Source organism: Oceanobacillus profundus (assembly GCF_003515705.1).
Classification (GTDB): domain Bacteria; phylum Bacillota; class Bacilli; order Bacillales; family Amphibacillaceae; genus Oceanobacillus; species Oceanobacillus profundus.
Genome location: NZ_QWEH01000002.1, coordinates 102,698 through 121,352 on the forward strand (window position 1 = coordinate 102,698; position 18,655 = coordinate 121,352).

Annotated in this window: 14 protein-coding genes; 13 read left to right on the plus strand and 1 reads right to left on the minus strand. The window is 38.5% G+C overall.

What is annotated here, in order from left to right:
- Positions 1–106 precede the first annotated feature (106 nt).
- From D1B32_RS03720 to D1B32_RS03780, 13 genes are all read left to right on the plus strand, one after another.
- Entirely contained in the window at positions 107–913 is an 807-nt protein-coding gene (locus D1B32_RS03720; RefSeq protein WP_118888653.1) for a cytochrome c oxidase assembly protein, read from the plus strand.
- 282 nt (positions 914–1,195) lie between these two features.
- Positions 1,196–2,128, plus strand: coding sequence for an ABC transporter ATP-binding protein (locus D1B32_RS03725; RefSeq protein WP_118888654.1), 933 nt, complete (start codon positions 1,196–1,198; stop codon positions 2,126–2,128).
- A 12-nt stretch (positions 2,129–2,140) separates the two neighbouring features.
- On the plus strand, positions 2,141–3,412 hold the full coding sequence (locus D1B32_RS03730) for an ABC transporter permease (protein WP_118888655.1): 1,272 nt from the start codon (positions 2,141–2,143) through the stop codon (positions 3,410–3,412).
- Positions 3,409–4,521, plus strand: a complete 1,113-nt coding sequence (locus D1B32_RS03735) for an ABC transporter permease (RefSeq protein WP_118888656.1) — start codon at positions 3,409–3,411, stop codon at positions 4,519–4,521. The genes D1B32_RS03730 and D1B32_RS03735 overlap by 4 nt, the downstream gene beginning before the upstream one ends.
- A 213-nt stretch (positions 4,522–4,734) precedes the next feature.
- Positions 4,735–7,467 (plus strand): tetratricopeptide repeat protein, encoded by a 2,733-nt coding sequence (locus tag D1B32_RS03740; protein WP_118888657.1) that lies wholly within the window; start codon positions 4,735–4,737, stop codon positions 7,465–7,467.
- Between the two features lie 291 nt (positions 7,468–7,758).
- The gene (locus tag D1B32_RS03745) at positions 7,759–8,718 is read left to right on the plus strand and encodes an alpha/beta hydrolase (RefSeq protein WP_118888658.1); all 960 of its coding nucleotides are present in this window, start codon (positions 7,759–7,761) and stop codon (positions 8,716–8,718) included.
- Positions 8,719–8,906: 188 nt separating this feature from the next.
- The gene (gene argC / locus D1B32_RS03750; protein ID WP_118888659.1) at positions 8,907–9,947 is read left to right on the plus strand and encodes an N-acetyl-gamma-glutamyl-phosphate reductase; all 1,041 of its coding nucleotides are present in this window, start codon (positions 8,907–8,909) and stop codon (positions 9,945–9,947) included.
- Positions 9,948–9,959: 12 nt separating this feature from the next.
- Positions 9,960–11,180: a bifunctional glutamate N-acetyltransferase/amino-acid acetyltransferase ArgJ gene (gene argJ, locus D1B32_RS03755; protein WP_118888660.1), complete on the plus strand. Its 1,221-nt coding sequence runs from the start codon at positions 9,960–9,962 to the stop codon at positions 11,178–11,180.
- A gap of 9 nt (positions 11,181–11,189) precedes the next feature.
- A complete protein-coding gene (gene argB, locus D1B32_RS03760; protein WP_095309834.1) occupies positions 11,190–11,996 on the plus strand; it encodes an acetylglutamate kinase in 807 nt (268 codons plus the stop codon).
- Complete coding sequence (locus D1B32_RS03765; RefSeq protein WP_118888661.1) at positions 11,989–13,191, plus strand: acetylornithine transaminase; 1,203 nt, start codon at positions 11,989–11,991, stop codon at positions 13,189–13,191. The genes argB and D1B32_RS03765 overlap by 8 nt, the downstream gene beginning before the upstream one ends.
- On the plus strand, positions 13,188–14,285 hold the full coding sequence (locus D1B32_RS03770) for a carbamoyl phosphate synthase small subunit (protein ID WP_118888662.1): 1,098 nt from the start codon (positions 13,188–13,190) through the stop codon (positions 14,283–14,285). Before D1B32_RS03765 ends, D1B32_RS03770 begins: the two co-directional genes overlap by 4 nt.
- Complete coding sequence (gene carB, locus D1B32_RS03775; RefSeq protein ID WP_118888663.1) at positions 14,272–17,517, plus strand: carbamoyl-phosphate synthase (glutamine-hydrolyzing) large subunit; 3,246 nt, start codon at positions 14,272–14,274, stop codon at positions 17,515–17,517. Before D1B32_RS03770 ends, carB begins: the two co-directional genes overlap by 14 nt.
- 256 nt (positions 17,518–17,773) lie before the next feature.
- Complete coding sequence (locus tag D1B32_RS03780; protein WP_095309824.1) at positions 17,774–18,490, plus strand: response regulator transcription factor; 717 nt, start codon at positions 17,774–17,776, stop codon at positions 18,488–18,490.
- Here D1B32_RS03780 and D1B32_RS03785 read toward each other — a convergent pair.
- Positions 18,449–18,640: an anti-repressor SinI family protein gene (locus tag D1B32_RS03785; protein WP_095309822.1), complete on the minus strand. Its 192-nt coding sequence runs from the start codon at positions 18,638–18,640 to the stop codon at positions 18,449–18,451. The two genes, D1B32_RS03780 and D1B32_RS03785, sit on opposite strands and share 42 nt — an antisense overlap.
- Positions 18,641–18,655: the final 15 nt, after the last annotated feature.

An 18,655-nucleotide genomic window follows, 5' to 3' on the forward strand; every position in this document is an offset into this window, starting at 1 on the left:
AGAGAACCTAAAATAGTGTCATTAGATTGTTACAACTCTCCTATCTCGTAAGCTTTTATCTACTTTATAATTTAGGGTAGAGCAGACGAGAAAGGTGGCGTTATGGATGCTTGATATTATTCTGGATGAATTTCATTTTTCTACATTATGGAATGGTGGGATTTTCTTATTTGCAATGTTTGCTGCAATCATTTATTTTTTTCTTCTGCCTGCTTCACAGAAACATAGCTGGTGGAAGTCATTTGCTTTTATAGCAGGATTAATTGTTATTTTTATTGCCATTGCTAGTCCATTAAATGTTACAGGTAGAATTAAGTTTAGCACGCATAGCTTGCAGTTGGTTTTAGTACTGCTTGTTGCTCCGCCGCTTCTCATCTTTGGATTTAAAACGAAAATAGTAGAGCGAGTGAAATCAATTGGAAGCATGAAGAAAGTAGTTTCGGTTCTTACAAAGCCTATTGTAGCAAGTGCTATATTTCAAGTCGTTTTTTACAGTTATCACATTCCATTCATTTTTAATTTCGCAAGACTTGATCTTTATTTAAATTATTTCTTTTTACTTGCACTTTTTCTTTCTGCTGTACTTCTCTGGTTTCCGATTCTTTCATCAAATCAGTTGACCTCTGGCCAAAAGTGGAAGTATTCATTCGCGAATATCATTTTGCTAACCCCATTTAGTTTGATTTTATTTTTTGCAAATACTGGATTGTATGCGATTTATTCGGATATTAACTTGTTCATGTCTGCACTTGCTCTTTGCTTACCTGATTTAACAGAAGTTCCTCCTGAATTCTTTGCCTCACTTCTGCCTTTTGATCCAGTTCATGAGCAATGGCTTGGATCATTATATTTCTTTGTTGGCATTATAATCAGCTTTACGATTGTTAATTTTCTGTCATCTAAAAGGACTTAATGTAGAGATCAGCTTAAGAACGCTTAAGCGAATCTCTTTTTTTATGCGCAACAACATACGATGCCTCCTGCGCAATACTGAAATAGAATTCCAGAAGAAACCGACCGAGAGAAAAAGCAAGTACCATCCATATCGTATTTCAGCGCGTTTTTCACAACCAGGAATGAACCCAATATATTTAATGAGTGACTTAAGTCATCTTATTAATTTCCTATTTCATGACCTCAGACAGTATATTCTAACCGTTAAATTTCGTAAACTTAGTTTATGGGAGGGATTTGCATGCTGGAATTAGTAGATTTGTCGAAGAAATTTAAACAAATGGATGCTGTGAAGAATTTAAATATGTTTATTGAAAAGGGAGAAATTATTGGGCTGCTCGGTCCGAATGGTGCTGGAAAATCAACTGCTATTTCGATGCTATCCTCATTAATTGAACCAACAAAAGGTGACGTTCGTTTTCAAAATAAAAGTATGATTAAGCACCCAGCACCACTCCGAAAAGTCATTGGCGTAGTGCCCCAAGAAATTGCTTTATATGAAGATTTGACTGCAGAGGAAAATATGCGGTTTTTCGGAAGAATTTATCGACTTAGAGGCACACAGCTAAAAAAGAAAATAGACGAGGTGCTCGAACAAATCGGTCTAACAGATCGCCGGAAGGATATTGTAAAAACATTTTCAGGTGGGATGAAGCGAAGACTGAACATTGGTGTAGCTATGTTGCATGATCCGGAGATTATTATCATGGATGAACCGACTGTTGGAATTGACCCACAATCTCGAAATTATATTTTGGAAACGGTAAAGCGATTGAATAAAGAAAAACAGATGACGGTTTTATATACAAGTCATTATATGGAAGAAGTAGAGTTTCTCTGTGATCGAATTTACATTATGGATAAAGGGAATCTCATTGCTTCAGGAACAAAGGATGAAATTAAGCGAATTCTATCTGCTGAAAAGACCATTTCGATACAAGCTGAACGTTGGAATGACGAGTTTATTGAAGAATTGAAACAGAACCCAACGGTAAATCGAGTTACTGTTGGTGAAAAAGAAATTACAGTTATTATCCCAAAAGAAGTAAATATGTTTTCTGCAATAATTAGAATGGCTGAAAATGCGGATATGGAGTTACATTCTGTTGATGTACAGACACCTACATTGGAAGACGTATTCTTGCACCTTACTGGAAGAGCCTTACGAGATTAGGAGTTGGGTTAAATGATAGGTCAAATTGTTAAAAAACAAGCATTAATACTATTGCGAAATCCGATTCAAATTCTCCTGTTAGTTGGATTGCCAATCATCCTGATTGCGATTCTAAGTACAGCACTTGGGGGCATGATGATGGGGGGAGGATCACCGAATATTCATGTGAAAGTTGCACTTGTTGAACATGGGGATGAGGAAGAAGAAATTCAACGTTTTTTAGGAGAACTTGAAGATGAGGGAATGCCAAGAGAAGCTATTAAAGAAATGGAGACAGGAATTGAGCAGATGGCACCTGTCAGCATGTTAAAGGATGAGGTATTTGGAAGTGAGGAGGCACGTGAGTTTGTGGAGCTTCATGAAGTAGAGGCTACAGAACTTACTGAAATATGGGATGATAATTCGTATACTGCAGTAGTAGAAGTTCCTGAAAATTTCACCTATGAATCATTAGAATACTTGGTTCTTAATCATAATTCACAGCCTGTACTAGAGGTATCGCAAAATGATGAACAGCAAATTGGACCGATGATTGTAAATGAAATATTGACCCAATTTCAAGAACAGCTCACATTAGGGGCATTCTTACAAAAGAATGGAATTGAACAAGGTGCTATACAGGTGGATGAAGGTATATTCACTGGTGAGGCATTGACACTGGATCAGGAAAATCCAATCGGGTCGCAAGAATATTATGCAGTTGGTATGACAGTAATGAATGTGCTTTTTATTGCATCAACAATAGGAACAATTGCATTTATGGAGAAAAAAATTCACGTATTCGATCGGATTATTTTAGGGAATGTCTCACGCTGGGAATATTTTATTGGTGTGCTTCTTTCTGGAACATTGTTTAGTTTTATCCATTTACTGATTGTTTATGGCTTTTCATGGATTGTCTATGGAGTGAAATGGCCAAACCTTTTATCCTTCTTTACGGTAACGGCATCACTTGCAATTGCGATAGGAGGTATCGCGGTACTGCTTACAGCAATTAGCTACCGATTTAATTCGGAAATGATCACCAATTTCTTCTCCGGTATTGTTGTGACATTGATGGCGGTCCTAGGTGGGAGCTTCTTTCCGATCGGTGATTCATCTGCATTTATTCAGATGCTTGGAAACCTGACTCCCAACGGTGCTGGGATGTCTTCCTACTTGATGATTTTAAGAGGAGATGACATTGGAGAGATTAGTCACCACGTTTTATTTCTCGTTCTGTTTGCAGCGACCTCTATCATTATCGCAGCAATTAGTTTTCCGAAAAGGGGGCGAGCTGTATGATTGGTATTTTACTAGCAAAGTTTAAAATGTTCTTAAGGAATCCATGGACGTTTTTGCTCTTTACAGGAATGTCCATCGGCTTCGCGCTTATAATAGGTGGCAGTGGGCTAACGACAATTAGTGTCCCTGTTTATTCTGAGGATGCAGCGATACAGCAATCGTTTATTAGTAAAAAGCTAGAAGAATCAGAAGCATTTACATTTAATTGGGTGACAGAAAACGAATTAAAAGAGGAAATCTCAGCTGGCAGAGCAGAGATGGGAGTTATTCTTCTAGAGGACGATTATCGTTTCATCATTGGCGTAGATTCTCCTAATCGTTCCATGCTTGAACAGACAGTTAGGGCTGCCTACACAGAAAAACTCCAGCAGGAAAATAATTTAGCAGCAGCTGATGCAGCAACAGATGCAGAGAAGGAAAAAGTTCTAGAAAACTTACAGGACACAATGAAATCTCCTGTATTCGAAATCAATAGAAGCAGTTTTAGAAGTTCAGATGCTATTATCTACGATGATACGTTTCATAGGTTATTCGGTTTTACGTTGTTTTTTGTTATTTATACAATCGCCTATAATGTACTGCCTATATTAGTCGAGAAGAAGGATGGATTATGGGATAGAATTATCCTTTCGCCAGTAAAGAAATGGGAAATGTATGTTGCAAATCTAGTTTATAGTTTTTTTGAGGGGTATTTACAAGTCCTCATTATCTTTCTCATTTTCCGCTATTGGGTCGGAGTCGACTTCCATGGCAGGTTCTTAGAAACCTTACTCGTTCTTATTCCGTATGTGTTTTCAATTGTCGCATTATCGATTTTCATAACGGCATTGGTGAAAAATGCTCAAGCATTTAACGCAATCATTCCAATTATCTCCGTGAGTATGGCGATGATTGGTGGTGCCTATTGGCCAATTGAAATTGTTGAATCTGAGTTTTTGCTTGCATTATCGAAAATCAATCCGCTCACTTACGGTATGGAAGTATTAAATGGAATTGCTGTTTATGGTTATCCTTTAGAGCAAGTATTGTTTCCAATCAGTATTTTACTTTTAATGGGAGTTGTCCTGATGGGAGTGGGGATTCACTTGATGGAAAGGCGTCATGTTTAGTTGGATAGGAAGCAGGAAGTTTGTCACATACAAGTTTGAGATTGTTTTCAGTCTATAGTCTCTAATACCCCTCAAATTTTGGGAACAATTACGAATAATATAGTATGAACTGTAATAAGAATAAATAGTTAGATTCCGAGTATTATGTGCTCGGAATCTAATTCATGTACTTCTATAAAAGGTTGTTCAATAAAAATAGTACGGGGGATAAAGATGACATTAGAGAAGCAACTAATTAATAAGTGCTATTATAAAACACTTACGGAAGGCAGTGGAAATGAGCATCCAATAAAGGTTTTGGGAGAATTGTCTATTCTTGAGCAACAGAAGGAAGTGAACGATTTATCCTATATCCGCTTTGCTCAGGGAGAGGTATATTTTGAAAATAAAGATTACGAAACGGCGATTTTTAAATGGGGAAATATTCATAATGAGCTAATGCCATGGGCGCAGAAAAATATTGCAGATGCAAATTTCGAACTGGAATTTCTTGAAATTGCGGAGGAATATTATAAACTTGTTGAAACCGATTCGGATGATTTAAAAGTAGAGGTGCTCTTGCAGCTATTTTCATTATACATACAACGTGACAAACTTGAACTGGCAGCTGATTCAATAAAGAACGCAGTTGAATTAGACCCGGATTACCCGAATGTAACCGATATGGCGCGTACATTCTTTGAGGAACAACAGGACTTTGCGAGCGGAGTTGAGTTAGCTGTAGCAGAGGCAACCCGAACAGAGTCTCTATTTTGGTTTGAGGTTTTGGAGGAGTATGTGAAAGATGGGCATACAACAGCAATAGCTCCAGCGTATTTTCGGGAATTATTAATGACCTTGTATTTGGTCAATCAAGTGCGTTTCGAAAGTCTTGTTGCAGCGCTTTGGGAAAGTTACAAACAGAATGATTTGTATTTCCAATGGCTGAAGGAGATTAACTATCTTCTGTTAGATATAAATCCAAGACGATCCTTGAATTGGCAAGAGCTTTCGAAGCAATATAAAGAAGCATATCTGGAATTAATGAATGGTACTTATTTAATAAAGGATGTGTCTGAGTATATACCTTTCCACTTAACCAATTGGATGAAAATAGCTACTGGTTCTGATACACTGGCGGCTGCATCGGCTGTGTTAGCATGGAATGAGCTGTTTCCTTTGTTGATGGAAGATTCGGTAGTAAGTGAAGCGGAGGGCTTGGTGAGCCAGTCTTATAACAGCAAGCGTATGGGGGACATATTCCTTATTTTCGAATCCATTCGGAAGTGGGCAAATGGTAAGGGCTTATCCATAGGAGAACGTGCAGAATCGATAATAGATGAGCTGCTTGATTCAAATAACTTTCACCTACTTGTTACAGGTAACGAAGCATCCAGAAAAGCATCCATTGTAAATGGATTGCTTGGCAAGGAGATGACTGCGGCTTCCATCACATCTACTGTCTTATTTAAACATGATGATCAAGAAGAAATTCATGTCATTACAGACCAAGAAGAAAAAAGAAAACTTGAGCTAGATGACTTCATGCAGATTGCAGAGAATGAACAGACACACATTTGCTGTAAAATGCCAATACCGTTATTGGATAAAAATAAAATTGCTTTAATTGATGCGCCGGTACTTGCCGATCAAAGAAAATCCAAAAAAGATGTAATTCCCTATCTTTACTTAGCGGATAGTCTATTGTTTGTTCTAAATAGCGACTCCATTTTGACTTATAAAGAAATAGAGACGGCCGTCAAAATTAGGGAGCGTGTACCAGAGCTGCCGATTCATTTTCTCTTGCATAACATGGAGGAAAGCACGAACAAACTGGAGTCAGTGGAATGGATGGAGAAAACAACATCCTGGATTCATACGTATTTTCCAAATGCTAAGATCCTCTCCTTCACGCAATTTGAAGAGCATACTAGCCAATTAGAAGCATTTATTCAATCCATTATGAATGGCTACAGCTTGGATGAGGGAAGCGAGCGTAAAATTCTTTATTATAGTAAGCAATTGATTAAACTGTTGCCTAAAAAACGACTAGAATTGGAAAATAGCATTATAAATACAATAAAATGGAATGAAGAGATGATCACGAAGCTAGATGGTGCAGTTAATCAATTACGTGATACGGAAGAGGAAAAAACCCAGATTATTAAAAGAGATTATACTAAGATAGTGAATAAAGCAAGACAAGATTTGATGACAAGTATTCCTGATTTGTTGAAAGATTGCGCTGAATTAATTAAGGAAGACACAAATCTTGAAAATATTCATGTGACGCTGAATGAGGCAATGAATAAGCGGATCAATAAACATATTGATGAAACAGTATTGCCGAAGTTACATGAAGAAATTCAAATATGGATTGCGAGTAGTGAAGGGGAGTTCAGTGACTGTTGGGCACTATTAAATGAAACGAGCGTGAGTTTTAATCAGCTATATGACGAAGAAAAGCTAAGTTTGGCCTGTGATTTTAAAGTGTTAGATGATTGGCGCCGTGATTTGGATCGCATGACGATGCGTAATGTACAATTGGAAAAGTTCGATATCATTAAAGGTTCTGCCTCATCGCAGTTATTTATGAAAAGTGCAGGAAAATTACTCGGCGCCATTTCACAAAATAAAGGAACGCTGCAAAATAAGTTTAAACAAAGCATTAAAAATAAGGATTACACAAAAGATGCACAATCAATTACAAATACGTTCATGCAGCAATTCGAGTTTTTTGGAAAAACACTGGAACGAGATATTACGATATTTTTCACAAACCCTTTTGACGAGCTGAATAGAGCGATAGAAGAAAACCAACAGGAGATTAAAGCTAATGAGGAGTCGCTTCATGATATGCGAAAAAATCCAGAGGTATATACCGATCCGCTTACACTATTTGAATTAAATATTCGTCAATATGAATGGATGAATCATTCGGATGAAAAAGTAGTTGAATATCGTTAAGCTTTTTATGCATTAAACATAACGCATGGGATTTCCAATGTTGGATATCTTATGCGTTATTTTGCCTATTCATAGTGTTGCAGCTCATGAAACAGGCTATTATCAATCTGGATATTTACAAACTATAAGACGCACAACCGAAGGCGTACCAATATATGGTTATTCCATTACGAGAATTTTCTAGTATAATAGTCTTATAGTGCCTATTCAAAAAGGAGGATATATATTACAAAGTGAATTTCCATCCTTGTTTTGAACTTGTATATAGATAGAATCGAAAGGAGCGTTCGTGTGAAGTGGAAGAAACATTGGAAGAAAATTGTAACAGGAATCATTGTGATTCTGTTGATTATAGATGCTCTGGCAGGTTTATTCTTTTATAATCTGGTCATTGAACGAAATGTAAAAGATTTTTTAAATGGCAATGCGGACTTGGAAGTATCTGCGGATACGATGGATGTTTTGCTTGCTGGGAATTGGCGTGATTGGTCGCGTGAGCAGGATTTTGAAATATGGGAAATGGAATCCCATGATGATCTGTCCTTGAAAGGCTATTATTTAGAGGCAAAGAAACCAACCAATAAAACAGTAGTATTTGCCCATGGCTACCTTGGTCTCGCAACGGACATGTCCTTATTTGGCGAATACTATTATGAAGAACTTGGCTATAATATGTTTACGCCAGATTTACGAGGTCACGGAGAAAGCGAAGGCGACTATATTGGCTTTGGCTGGCATGATCGAATGGATTTAGTTGACTGGATTGATAGAATCATTGCAGAACTTGGAACGGATACTGAAATCGTCCTTCATGGCATTTCCATGGGGGCAGCTGCGGTATTGATGGCTAGTGGGGAAGAGCTCCCGAGTAATGTCAAGGCAATTGTTGCCGATAGTCCATATACGTCAGTGAATGATTTATTTGCCTATCAGCTTGACCGGATGTTTCACTTACCTGCATTTCCGATATTGCCAGCGACCAGCCTTGTTACGAATATAAGAGCTGGTTACACATTAAAAGAAGCTTCCGCGCTGGAGCAGGTGCAAAAAGCAGAGATTCCTATCCTTTATATTCATGGAAAAAGTGATACCTTTGTACCAACAAGAATGACGAAAGATCTATATGAAAATACAAATAGTGATGCTGAGATTCATCTTTATGATGATGCAAATCATGGGGAGTCTTTTGTTAAACATCGAGATTCATATATTGCAGTATTAAATTCATTTTTAGATCAATATATTCCATAAAAAAGAGGTTCTTCATAACGAGGACCTCTTTTTTTATGCATTCTATATACGTTTAATATAAAAAGATTTAAGGTATTTATAAAAATAAATGTATATTTATTAATATTTTTTTATAAATATACTTGCATAAAGATCGCGGTATAACTATAATAATGAATAATTCAAACTATATGAAGGAGCGGAATTAATTGAAGAAAGTAGCAATTATTGGTGGAACAGGTTATGGAGCAATTGAGTTAATCAGGCTGTTGCAGTTGCATGAAAAAATGCATGTAAAGAAAGTTATTTCCCATTCTCAGCATGGAGATTCGCTTGCTTCCATTTATCCACATTTGACGGATTTTATTGAAGAACCAATGGATGAGCTGCAAATTGATAAGCTCGAAGAAGAAGTTGATATTGTGTTTTTTGCAACACCAGCTGGGGTGGCTAAAGATATTCTGCCACAGTTATCTAATTCAAAATTACAATGTATTGATCTTTCGGGTGATTTGCGTTTAAGTTCTCCAACGGAATATGAAACTTGGTACGGAAAAGAAGCTGCACCACAGGAATTACTGGACCAAGCGGTTTATGGCTTATCTGAGCTTTATGCGGAAGAAATTAAACAGGCAAGCGTTATCTCTAACCCTGGATGTTTTCCAACATCGGCTTTGCTCGGCTTAGCGCCAGCACTGGAGCATCAGATTATATCACCACAAGGAATTAGTATTGATGGAAAGACCGGCATATCCGGTGCAGGAAGAACACCGACAGCTAAAACACATTTTTCAGAGACAAATGAAAATGTTACGCCGTATAAAATCGGACAGCATCAGCATATTCCGGAAATTGAACAGTACCTATCGGATAAAGCAAAGACGCCAATTGACGTAGCTTTTGCAACACATCTTATTCCCATGACAAGAGGCTTAATTTGTACCATGTATGGGCAATTGGTGAGGGAGACAACAACAGAAGAATTGCTTGAAATCTATCAATCTTATTACGAAAACAATCCATTTGTAAGAATACGAGAAGCGGGAGTTTTTCCTGCAACAAAGGATGTGTATGCAAGTAATTTTTGCGATATTGGAATTCATGTGGATCAGCGCAGTAATCAAATTATTATCGCTGCAGCAATTGATAATTTGGTTAAGGGAGCTGCAGGGCAAGCAATCCAAAATGCGAATTTGATGAATGGCTGGGAAGAGACAATGGGATTACACACAATACCGGTTTATCCATAGGAGGCGGAAAATATGACAATTACAATTGAAAGCAAGCTGCAAGTATTAAAAAACGGGCATGTTACAAGTCCAAAAGGGTTTACAGCAGGTGGTGTACATTGTGGCCTTCGCAAAACAAAGCTGGATTTCGGATGGATTCATTCAGATAATCCAGCTGCAGCTGCTGGTGTGTATACCTTAAACTCCTTCCAGGCAGCTCCATTAAAGGTGACGAAAGAAAGCATTGAAAAAGAGCAGCTTATTCAAACGATAGTTGTTAATTCGGCAAATGCTAATGCTTGCACGGGAGAGCAGGGGTATAAGGATGCACTGGAAACACAGCGTAAAACAGCAGAAAAAATGGGAGTTGCGACCCGTCATGTTGCTGTAGCATCAACTGGAGTTATAGGTGTACCACTGCCAATGGAAAAAATGAAAGCTGGCATTGAATTGATGGATAATCAGCATAGCCCGGAGAAGTTCGAACAAGCGATTTTAACCACGGATACCGTAACAAAACATATTGCCGTTCAATTGGAAATAGATGGACAAAAAATAACGATTGGTGGAGCGGCAAAGGGATCAGGAATGATCCATCCGAACATGGCGACGATGCTTTCATTTATTACGACAGATGCTGCTGTGGAAGCTGCTAGTTTACAAGAGGCACTGCGTGAAGTGACGGATCAGTCATTTAACATGATTACAGTCGACGGAGATTGCAGTACCAATGATATGGTATTAGTGCTCGCGAATGGCAAGCAAAATAACAATCTACTGAATGACCTGCACCCAGAGTGGCAATTATTTAAACAGGCGCTGCAATTTGTCAGTAAAGAGCTCGCAAAGATGATTGCTCGAGACGGAGAGGGTGCAACGAAGCTCATTGAAGTTCAAGTCAGTGGAGCTTCAACGGCAACAGCAGCCGGTCAGGTAGCAAAAGCAATTATTTCTTCTAATCTTGTAAAAGCAGCCGTTTATGGTGCAGACCCGAATTGGGGGCGAATTGTTTGTGCGATTGGCTACAGTGAACAGCCACTCGACCCGCAAAAGGTATGTGTCTCCTTAGGTGATATCGAGGTAGTAAGGAACGGGCTCCCAATAGATTTTGATGAAGCAGAAGGAGAACTCTATCTTGGCAATGAAACGGTCGTTTTAAAAATTGACTTGCAAAATGGACCACATGAAGCAACAGCATGGGGCTGTGATTTAACGTATGACTACGTCAAAATAAATGCTTCTTATCGAACGTGAGGTGTAGTAATGAATATTCTTGTTTTGAAAATGGGTGGCAGTGTATTAGCAAAGCTTCCGGACTCCTTTTATGAAACGGTTGTAGCTTTAAAGAAACAGAACATATGTGAGCCGGTTATTGTTCATGGTGGTGGTCCAGAAATTAATCAAGCATTAAAAGAACTTCATGTTGAGAGTAAATTTGTGGATGGTTTACGTGTAACGACGAAGGAAGTATTGGATGTTGCTGAGATGGTAATGAGCGGTTCGATTAATAAGAAAATCGTAGCTAATTTGCAAAAACAAGGTGGTACAGCAATTGGCATGAGCGGTGTCGATTGTAAGCTTCTGCAGGCGGAGCCTATTGATGCGGCAGGGAAGTTCGGCTTAGTCGGTCAGGTAAAAGAAGTAAATGTGTCGTGGCTTGAAACAATCATGGAGCATGGAGCGATTCCAGTTATTTCACCGATTAGTATCGATGCAGCTGGTGAGCGTTTAAATATTAATGGGGATATGGCAGCAGCAGCCGTTGCCGAAGCATTAAAAGCAAAGCTAGCGTTAATCAGTGATATTCCGGGAGTAATGGAGAACATATCTGGAAAAGAGATCGTACATGGGCAATTAACGAAAGTCGAGATTGAAGAAAAAATTGCTTCGGGAGTTATTTATGGTGGGATGATTCCTAAAGTTCTCTCTGCCTTAAAGGGTTTATCTGGAGGAATCAAGGAGTCAGTTATTTTAAATGGCTTAGCACCAGAAGATATCAAAAAGTATATCGAAGGAAAACAAGCAGGAACGAAAGTAGTCATGAAAAAGGAGGAAGAGCAACATGTCTGAAGCTATGATTCAACAAACAAACCATTCTGTAATGCATACATATCAACGCTTTCCACTATCAATTGCAAAGGGGAAGGGAAGTTATGTCTGGGATCAAGATGGAAATAAATATTTAGATTATACTTCTGGCATTGCGACGTGTAATTTAGGCCATGTTCCGGATTCCGTTCATCAAAAGTTAAGTAATCAGCTTGATAATCTATGGCACTGCTCGAACTTATATGAAATTCCAACGCAAAATGAGCTTGCAGCGTTATTAACAGAAAACAGCTGCTTTGATCGTGTGTTTTTTTGCAATAGTGGAGCAGAAGCAAACGAGGCAGCTATTAAATTTGCTAAAAAATACGCAAAGGATAAAGGTTACACCGAGCGTACGGAAATTGTCACATTCCATCAATCGTTTCACGGTCGTACTGGGTCGACGATGGCGGCAACTGCACAGGAAAAAATCCATCAAGGATTTACTCCCTTAACACCAGGATTCAGATATTTAACGCTAAACGAGGATAAAGCACTTGAATCCGTGAATAATGGAACAACTGCAGCTGTTTTACTTGAGCTTATTCAAGGAGAAGGCGGTATAAATGCAGTAGAACAAGTCTGGATTGAAAAGCTATCTGCAATTTGTAAGGAAGCCGACATTTTATTAATGGTGGATGAGGTGCAAACTGGCGCAGGTCGTACAGGGACATTATTTGCTTATGAGCAGTTTGGGATTGAACCAGACGTCATGACATCAGCTAAAGGACTTGGATCTGGTTTCCCAATTGGAGCGATGTTAGCGAAAAAAGAATGTGCTAGTACATTTAGTCCAGGGACACATGGTAGCACATTTGGAGGAAATCCATTAGCAGCAACTGCTGGTATTGCAACAATAGAAACGATACTTAAACAAAATATTTTAGAACAGGTTAAAGTGAATAGCAGCTGGCTGCAAGAACAGTTGGAAGCATTGCAAGCGAAAGAAGAAGTAATGGTTAGTGTGAAAGGAATTGGATTTTTAATTGGTGTTGAATTAAAGGAAGAGGCTAACTTTTTTATTAAAGCATTCCGTGAAAAGGGAATTCTCGTTTTATCTGCTGGTTCGCACGTATTGCGTATTTTACCTCCATTAACAACGACAAAAGCAGAATTGACCCAATTTATCGAAGTATTTAAAGAGGTACTAGTAGAGATGAAGGGAACTACAGTATGACAAAGGGCTATCTCATTCTGGAAACTGGTGAAGAATTTGTTGGAGACTGGATAGGCAATGAACAGGAGGTTAGTGGAGAGGTTGTTTTTAATACGAGTATGACCGGATATCAGGAAATGATGACAGACCCTTCCTATGCAGGACAACTGCTCACCTTCTGTTATCCAATGATAGGGAATTATGGCATGAATGCTTATGATGATGAGAGTCAAGGATTGGCCATTTCTGCTGTTATTGTTAGTGACATGTGTGAAGAACCAAGTCATTATCAAGCAATGACTTCTTTTTCTGAGAGATTAAAGGCTGCCAGTATTCCTGGGTTAATGAATGTGGATACCCGCGCCTTGGTTGGCGTCATACGAAAAAATAAAACGGTCAACGGAAAAATCATTTCGGAAAAGCAAAAGAATGCACATGAAATGAACTGGGAAGCGCCAGATTGGCTAGCGGTTATAGAACAAGTTTCTGTTAAGAAACCGATTTCTTATGGAAGTGGACAGCATCACATTGTGTTGGTGGATTATGGCTATAAGAAATCAATTCTCGATCAATTGCTTGCTCTGGGCTGTAAAGTGACAATCGTTCCCTTTGATACACCATTTGAAAAAATAAAGGAATTCGAGCCAGATGGGGTTTTACTTAGTAATGGACCTGGAGATCCGCTAGCATTGGCGCGATATTTTCCGGACATAAAGCGTATAACTAAAAACTTCCCAACCCTTGGAATCTGTCTAGGACATCAGCTTCTAGCATTAGCCTATGGTGGAAAAACAAAGAAGATGCAATACGGTCATCGTGGAGGGAATCATCCAGTTAAAGATATGCAAACAGGGAAAGTGTGGATGACGTCGCAAAATCATGGCTATGTCGTAGAGAAGGATAGTCTTTCCAAGCAAAACTTTGATATCTGGTTTCAGAATGTGAATGATCATTCGCTGGAAGGGATAAAACATCGGCAACTTCCGGTTCAATCTGTACAGTTTCATCCGGAGGCTCACCCTGGACCAAGTGACACAGCTTATATTTTTCTGGAATTTATTCAACAAGCAGCAGCTAATAGACAGAAGGGGGCAATTATTTATGCCGAAGCGTAAAGCAATAAACAAAGTAATGGTGATAGGATCTGGTCCCATTGTGATCGGTCAGGCGGCCGAGTTTGATTACGCAGGCACACAAGCATGCTTAGCTTTAAAGGAAGAAGGAATTGAAGTTATTTTAGTAAATAATAATCCTGCAACGATTATGACAGACGACGGGGTGGCAGATCGTGTCTATTTAGAACCACTCGATGTAGGTACATTGGAGAAAATTATTGCAAAAGAACAGCCAGATGGTTTAATTGGTAGTCTTGGTGGGCAAACGGGTTTGAATTTAACGGTTGAATTGTCTGATAAGGGAATTCTTGATAACTATCATGTGGAGCTATTAGGCACTTCGGTTTCTTCCATTAAGAACGGAGAAGATCGGGAATTATTTCGCAGGTTAATGATTGATATACAGGAGCCGATTGCAGACTCAAAAATCATTCAATCGGTTGAGGAAGGTCTAAGTTTTATCGAGGAAATTGGATTTCCGGTTATTTTACGTCCTGCCTATACACTTGGTGGTGAAGGCGGAGGATTCGCCTATCATAAGGGAGAGTTTGTGAGTTTGCTGAAACAAGGCCTTGCATTAAGCCCGATCCATCAAGTGCTTGTTGAAAAAAGCATTAAAGGATGGAAAGAAATAGAGTACGAAGTAATGCGCGATGAAAATGACACCTGTGTTATCGTATGTAATATGGAAAATTTTGATCCAGTTGGTGTTCATACGGGAGATTCGATTGTGGTAGCACCTTCTCAGACGCTCTCAGATGTGCAATATCAAATGCTTCGTACTGCATCATTAAAGGTTATCCGGGCACTTGATGTTGTCGGGGGGTGCAATATACAATTCGCACTCCATCCAACATCTAATGAATATATCATTATTGAGGTTAATCCAAGGGTTAGCAGATCTTCTGCATTAGCTTCGAAGGCCACTGGTTATCCCATTGCTCGGATTGCTGCTAAATGTGCGATTGGCTATACACTTGATGAAATTGTAAACCCGATAACAGGAAGTACATATGCCTCTTTCGAACCCGCATTAGATTACATTGTTGTAAAGATTCCCCGCTTTCCATTTGATAAGTTTACGGAGGCGGATCGAACACTTGGTACACAAATGAAGGCTACAGGTGAGGTAATGGCAATTGATCGTTCGTTTGAAGGGGCACTTCATAAAGCAATTCGGTCACTGGAATTGAACTTATATAGTTTACATTTTCCTGGTATGGATCAGAAAAATATACAAGAACTTCTAGATCTGATTGAGATTCCTAATGATCTTCGGCTATTTGCTATCGCGGAAGCATTTAAACGAAAGATTTCAACCGAAACAATTATGGAATTAACGAAAATTGATTATTGGTTCCTGCAAAAGATAAAGCGAATCATTGATTATGAGCAAGTGTTAGCCGCATACCAATTAGCCACAATCCCAGTAGATGTGCTAAAAAGAGCAAAGCAACTGAATATGAGTGATCATCGAATTGCGGAATTACTCGGTACAACCCCGAAGGAATTACGGGAAAAATATAAAGTGTATGGTATGCAGCCAGTCTATAAACTAGTGGACACGTGTGCAGGGGAGTTTGATGCTGTTACTCCATACTACTACTCGACTTGGCATGGTCATGATGAGGTCCTGACAACTGCTAACAAAAAGAAAATACTTGTTCTAGGTTCTGGCCCAATCCGAATTGGGCAAGGTGTTGAATTTGATTATTGTTCCGTTCATGCTACGTTAGCATTAAAGAAAATCGGCTATGAAGCAGTTGTAATGAACAATAATCCAGAAACTGTGAGTACAGATTACTCTGTGGCAGACCGTTTATATTTTGACCCGTTAGCATTGGAAGATGTGCTTGCTGTCATTGAAAAAGAGCAAGTAGCAGGGGTGCTTATTCAGTTTGGTGGTCAAACAGCTATTAATCTGGCAAATGATTTGAAAGATGAGGGTGTCCATATACTTGGGACATTACCAGAACATATTGACCAGATGGAAGACAGGGAACAATTTTATAACTTTTTGAACGAATTAAGAATACCCCATATTGCAGGACGAATTGTACATGAATTGGATGAACTTCCATCCCTAGTTCATGAACTAGGATTTCCAGTGCTGATTCGACCTTCCTACGTTATTGGCGGTCAGTCAATGTTTATTTGCTATAGCGAGAAAGAATTGTATCAATATACCTCAAGAATTCAACAGGATACGAATGATCGTTGCTGGCCGTTGTTAATTGATCAATACTTACCTGGCTTAGAATGTGAAGTTGATGTTGTAAGTGATGGCAAAGAGGTTGTGATACCAGGAATTGTGGAGCATATTGAGAAGGCAGGTATTCACTCTGGTGATAGCATAGGTGTATTTCCGCCTGTCACCTTAAGCGATAAGACGAAGGAAGCTATCGTGGAAATTGTCCAAAAGATTAGTAGTAATTTACCGGTTATCGGAATGATGAATATTCAATTTGTAATTCATCAGGATACGATTTATGTATTGGAAGTTAATCCACGATCGTCCAGAACGGTTCCAATCATGAGTAAAGTAACTGGTGTCCCAATGGTTGAATGGGCAGTAAGATCGCAACTAGGTATACCTCTAACGGAAATTACAGATGAAGTTAATTTAATGAAGGAACCAGAATATTATACGATCAAAGCTCCTGTATTTTCTGCAAGTAAGCTAAAGGGTGTAGACCATGTGCTTGGACCAGAAATGAAATCAACAGGAGAAATTATCGGAATAGGATATGATAAAAAAGAAGCATTAAAAAAGACAATGATACGTACACATCACCTACAAGAACTAACAAAGCCGCTCCAATTATTTGTCTCGATCTCAGATCGGTTAAAACAAGAGAGTCTTCCCATCATTCGTGAATTCTCTGATCGTGGTGCTATTATTACGGCAACAGAAGGGACGGCTAAGGTTATTGAAGAAAATGGAATGGTAACAAAAAGAATTGTCAAAAGCAAAAAAGATATTCTAAATCATTGGCAAGATAATCCACCGCATATTGTACTGAACATCCCGAATCAAGGAAGGGAAAAAGAGAAAATTGGCTTTTTAATTCGTGAATTATCGGTACGCTTTCAAGTTCCGTATTTTACGAGTCTTGAAACGTTAAATGTATTTGCAGGCGGGTTAAATCAAGCTTTACTTGAAAAAGAGATATTATCTTTACAGGAGTATTTGAGTGAAAGTTTCCGACCGGAAAAAATTATAACAAAGTAAAGTTAGGGCAAGCAGTTGGTTCCTGAATGTGGGACCGACTGTATTTTTTTGACATGGAAAAGTATAAACAGTTATAAAAAAATCGCTCTAACGAATGTCAAGTTTTCTAATTAAATGTGAAGTGATTTATCCATATTTTTACCTATTTATCTGTTGTGAAGGATAAATTTGTAGTATAATAGTTATGTTATTTTCAAATAGTTGTGAATTGTAGTAACTCTTTTAGGGCATTAACGATGAATGGAGGCGTACGTTCATGGCTAGTGAACGGATTTTACTTGTTGACGATGATACAGATATGCAAATGGTACTTAAACTGTATCTTGAAAAAAGTGGATATGTTATTTTTACAGCAGAAGATGGTATTCAAGCAATTGCTGTAATTGAGGATAAAAACCCAGAATTGATTATTTTAGATGTTATGATGCCAAACCTTGATGGCTTTGAACTATTACCAATCATTCGCAAACATACAGATGTACCAGTCCTTTTGTTTAGTTCAATCGACGACGATATGAATAAAGTGCTTGGTCTTGGAATAGGTGCGGATGATTATTTACCTAAAACAACGAGTATGCCTGTGATGATTGCGAAGATAAAGGCTCATTTAAGGCGCAGTCGAGCAGTTGAAGCGAAGGTAAGGCCAGTAGAAAAAACAAATTCCGCTATCATTAGCTATCCCGGACTTGAAATTAATTTGACAAGTGCAGTAGTTAAGGTGAACGGATCTATTGTGAAACTATCAGCAAAAGAATATCAACTATTATGTATTCTGGCACAAAATCCAGAGCGTATTTATACAGTGGATAAATTATTTGAACTCATTTGGGGTGAAGAAAGTCTAGGAGACTTTCGAACTGTCATGGTACATTTAAGTAAATTACGAAAAAAAATCGAAAAAAATCCAGATGAACCACAGTATATTCACACATTACGTGGGATCGGTTACAAATTCGCTGATCTTGCTCACTAAAGGTTTTTCCTCTTCTATCGCTAAATGTTTAAGCAGTTGACGCACTTCTGAAGGACTTAATCCTATATATTTTGCTTGTTTCATTAAATGAATCCAATCCTGGTCATACACGTTAGAATGATTTGACGGTAACTGTACATTATTTTCCAATGAAGACCCTCCTTG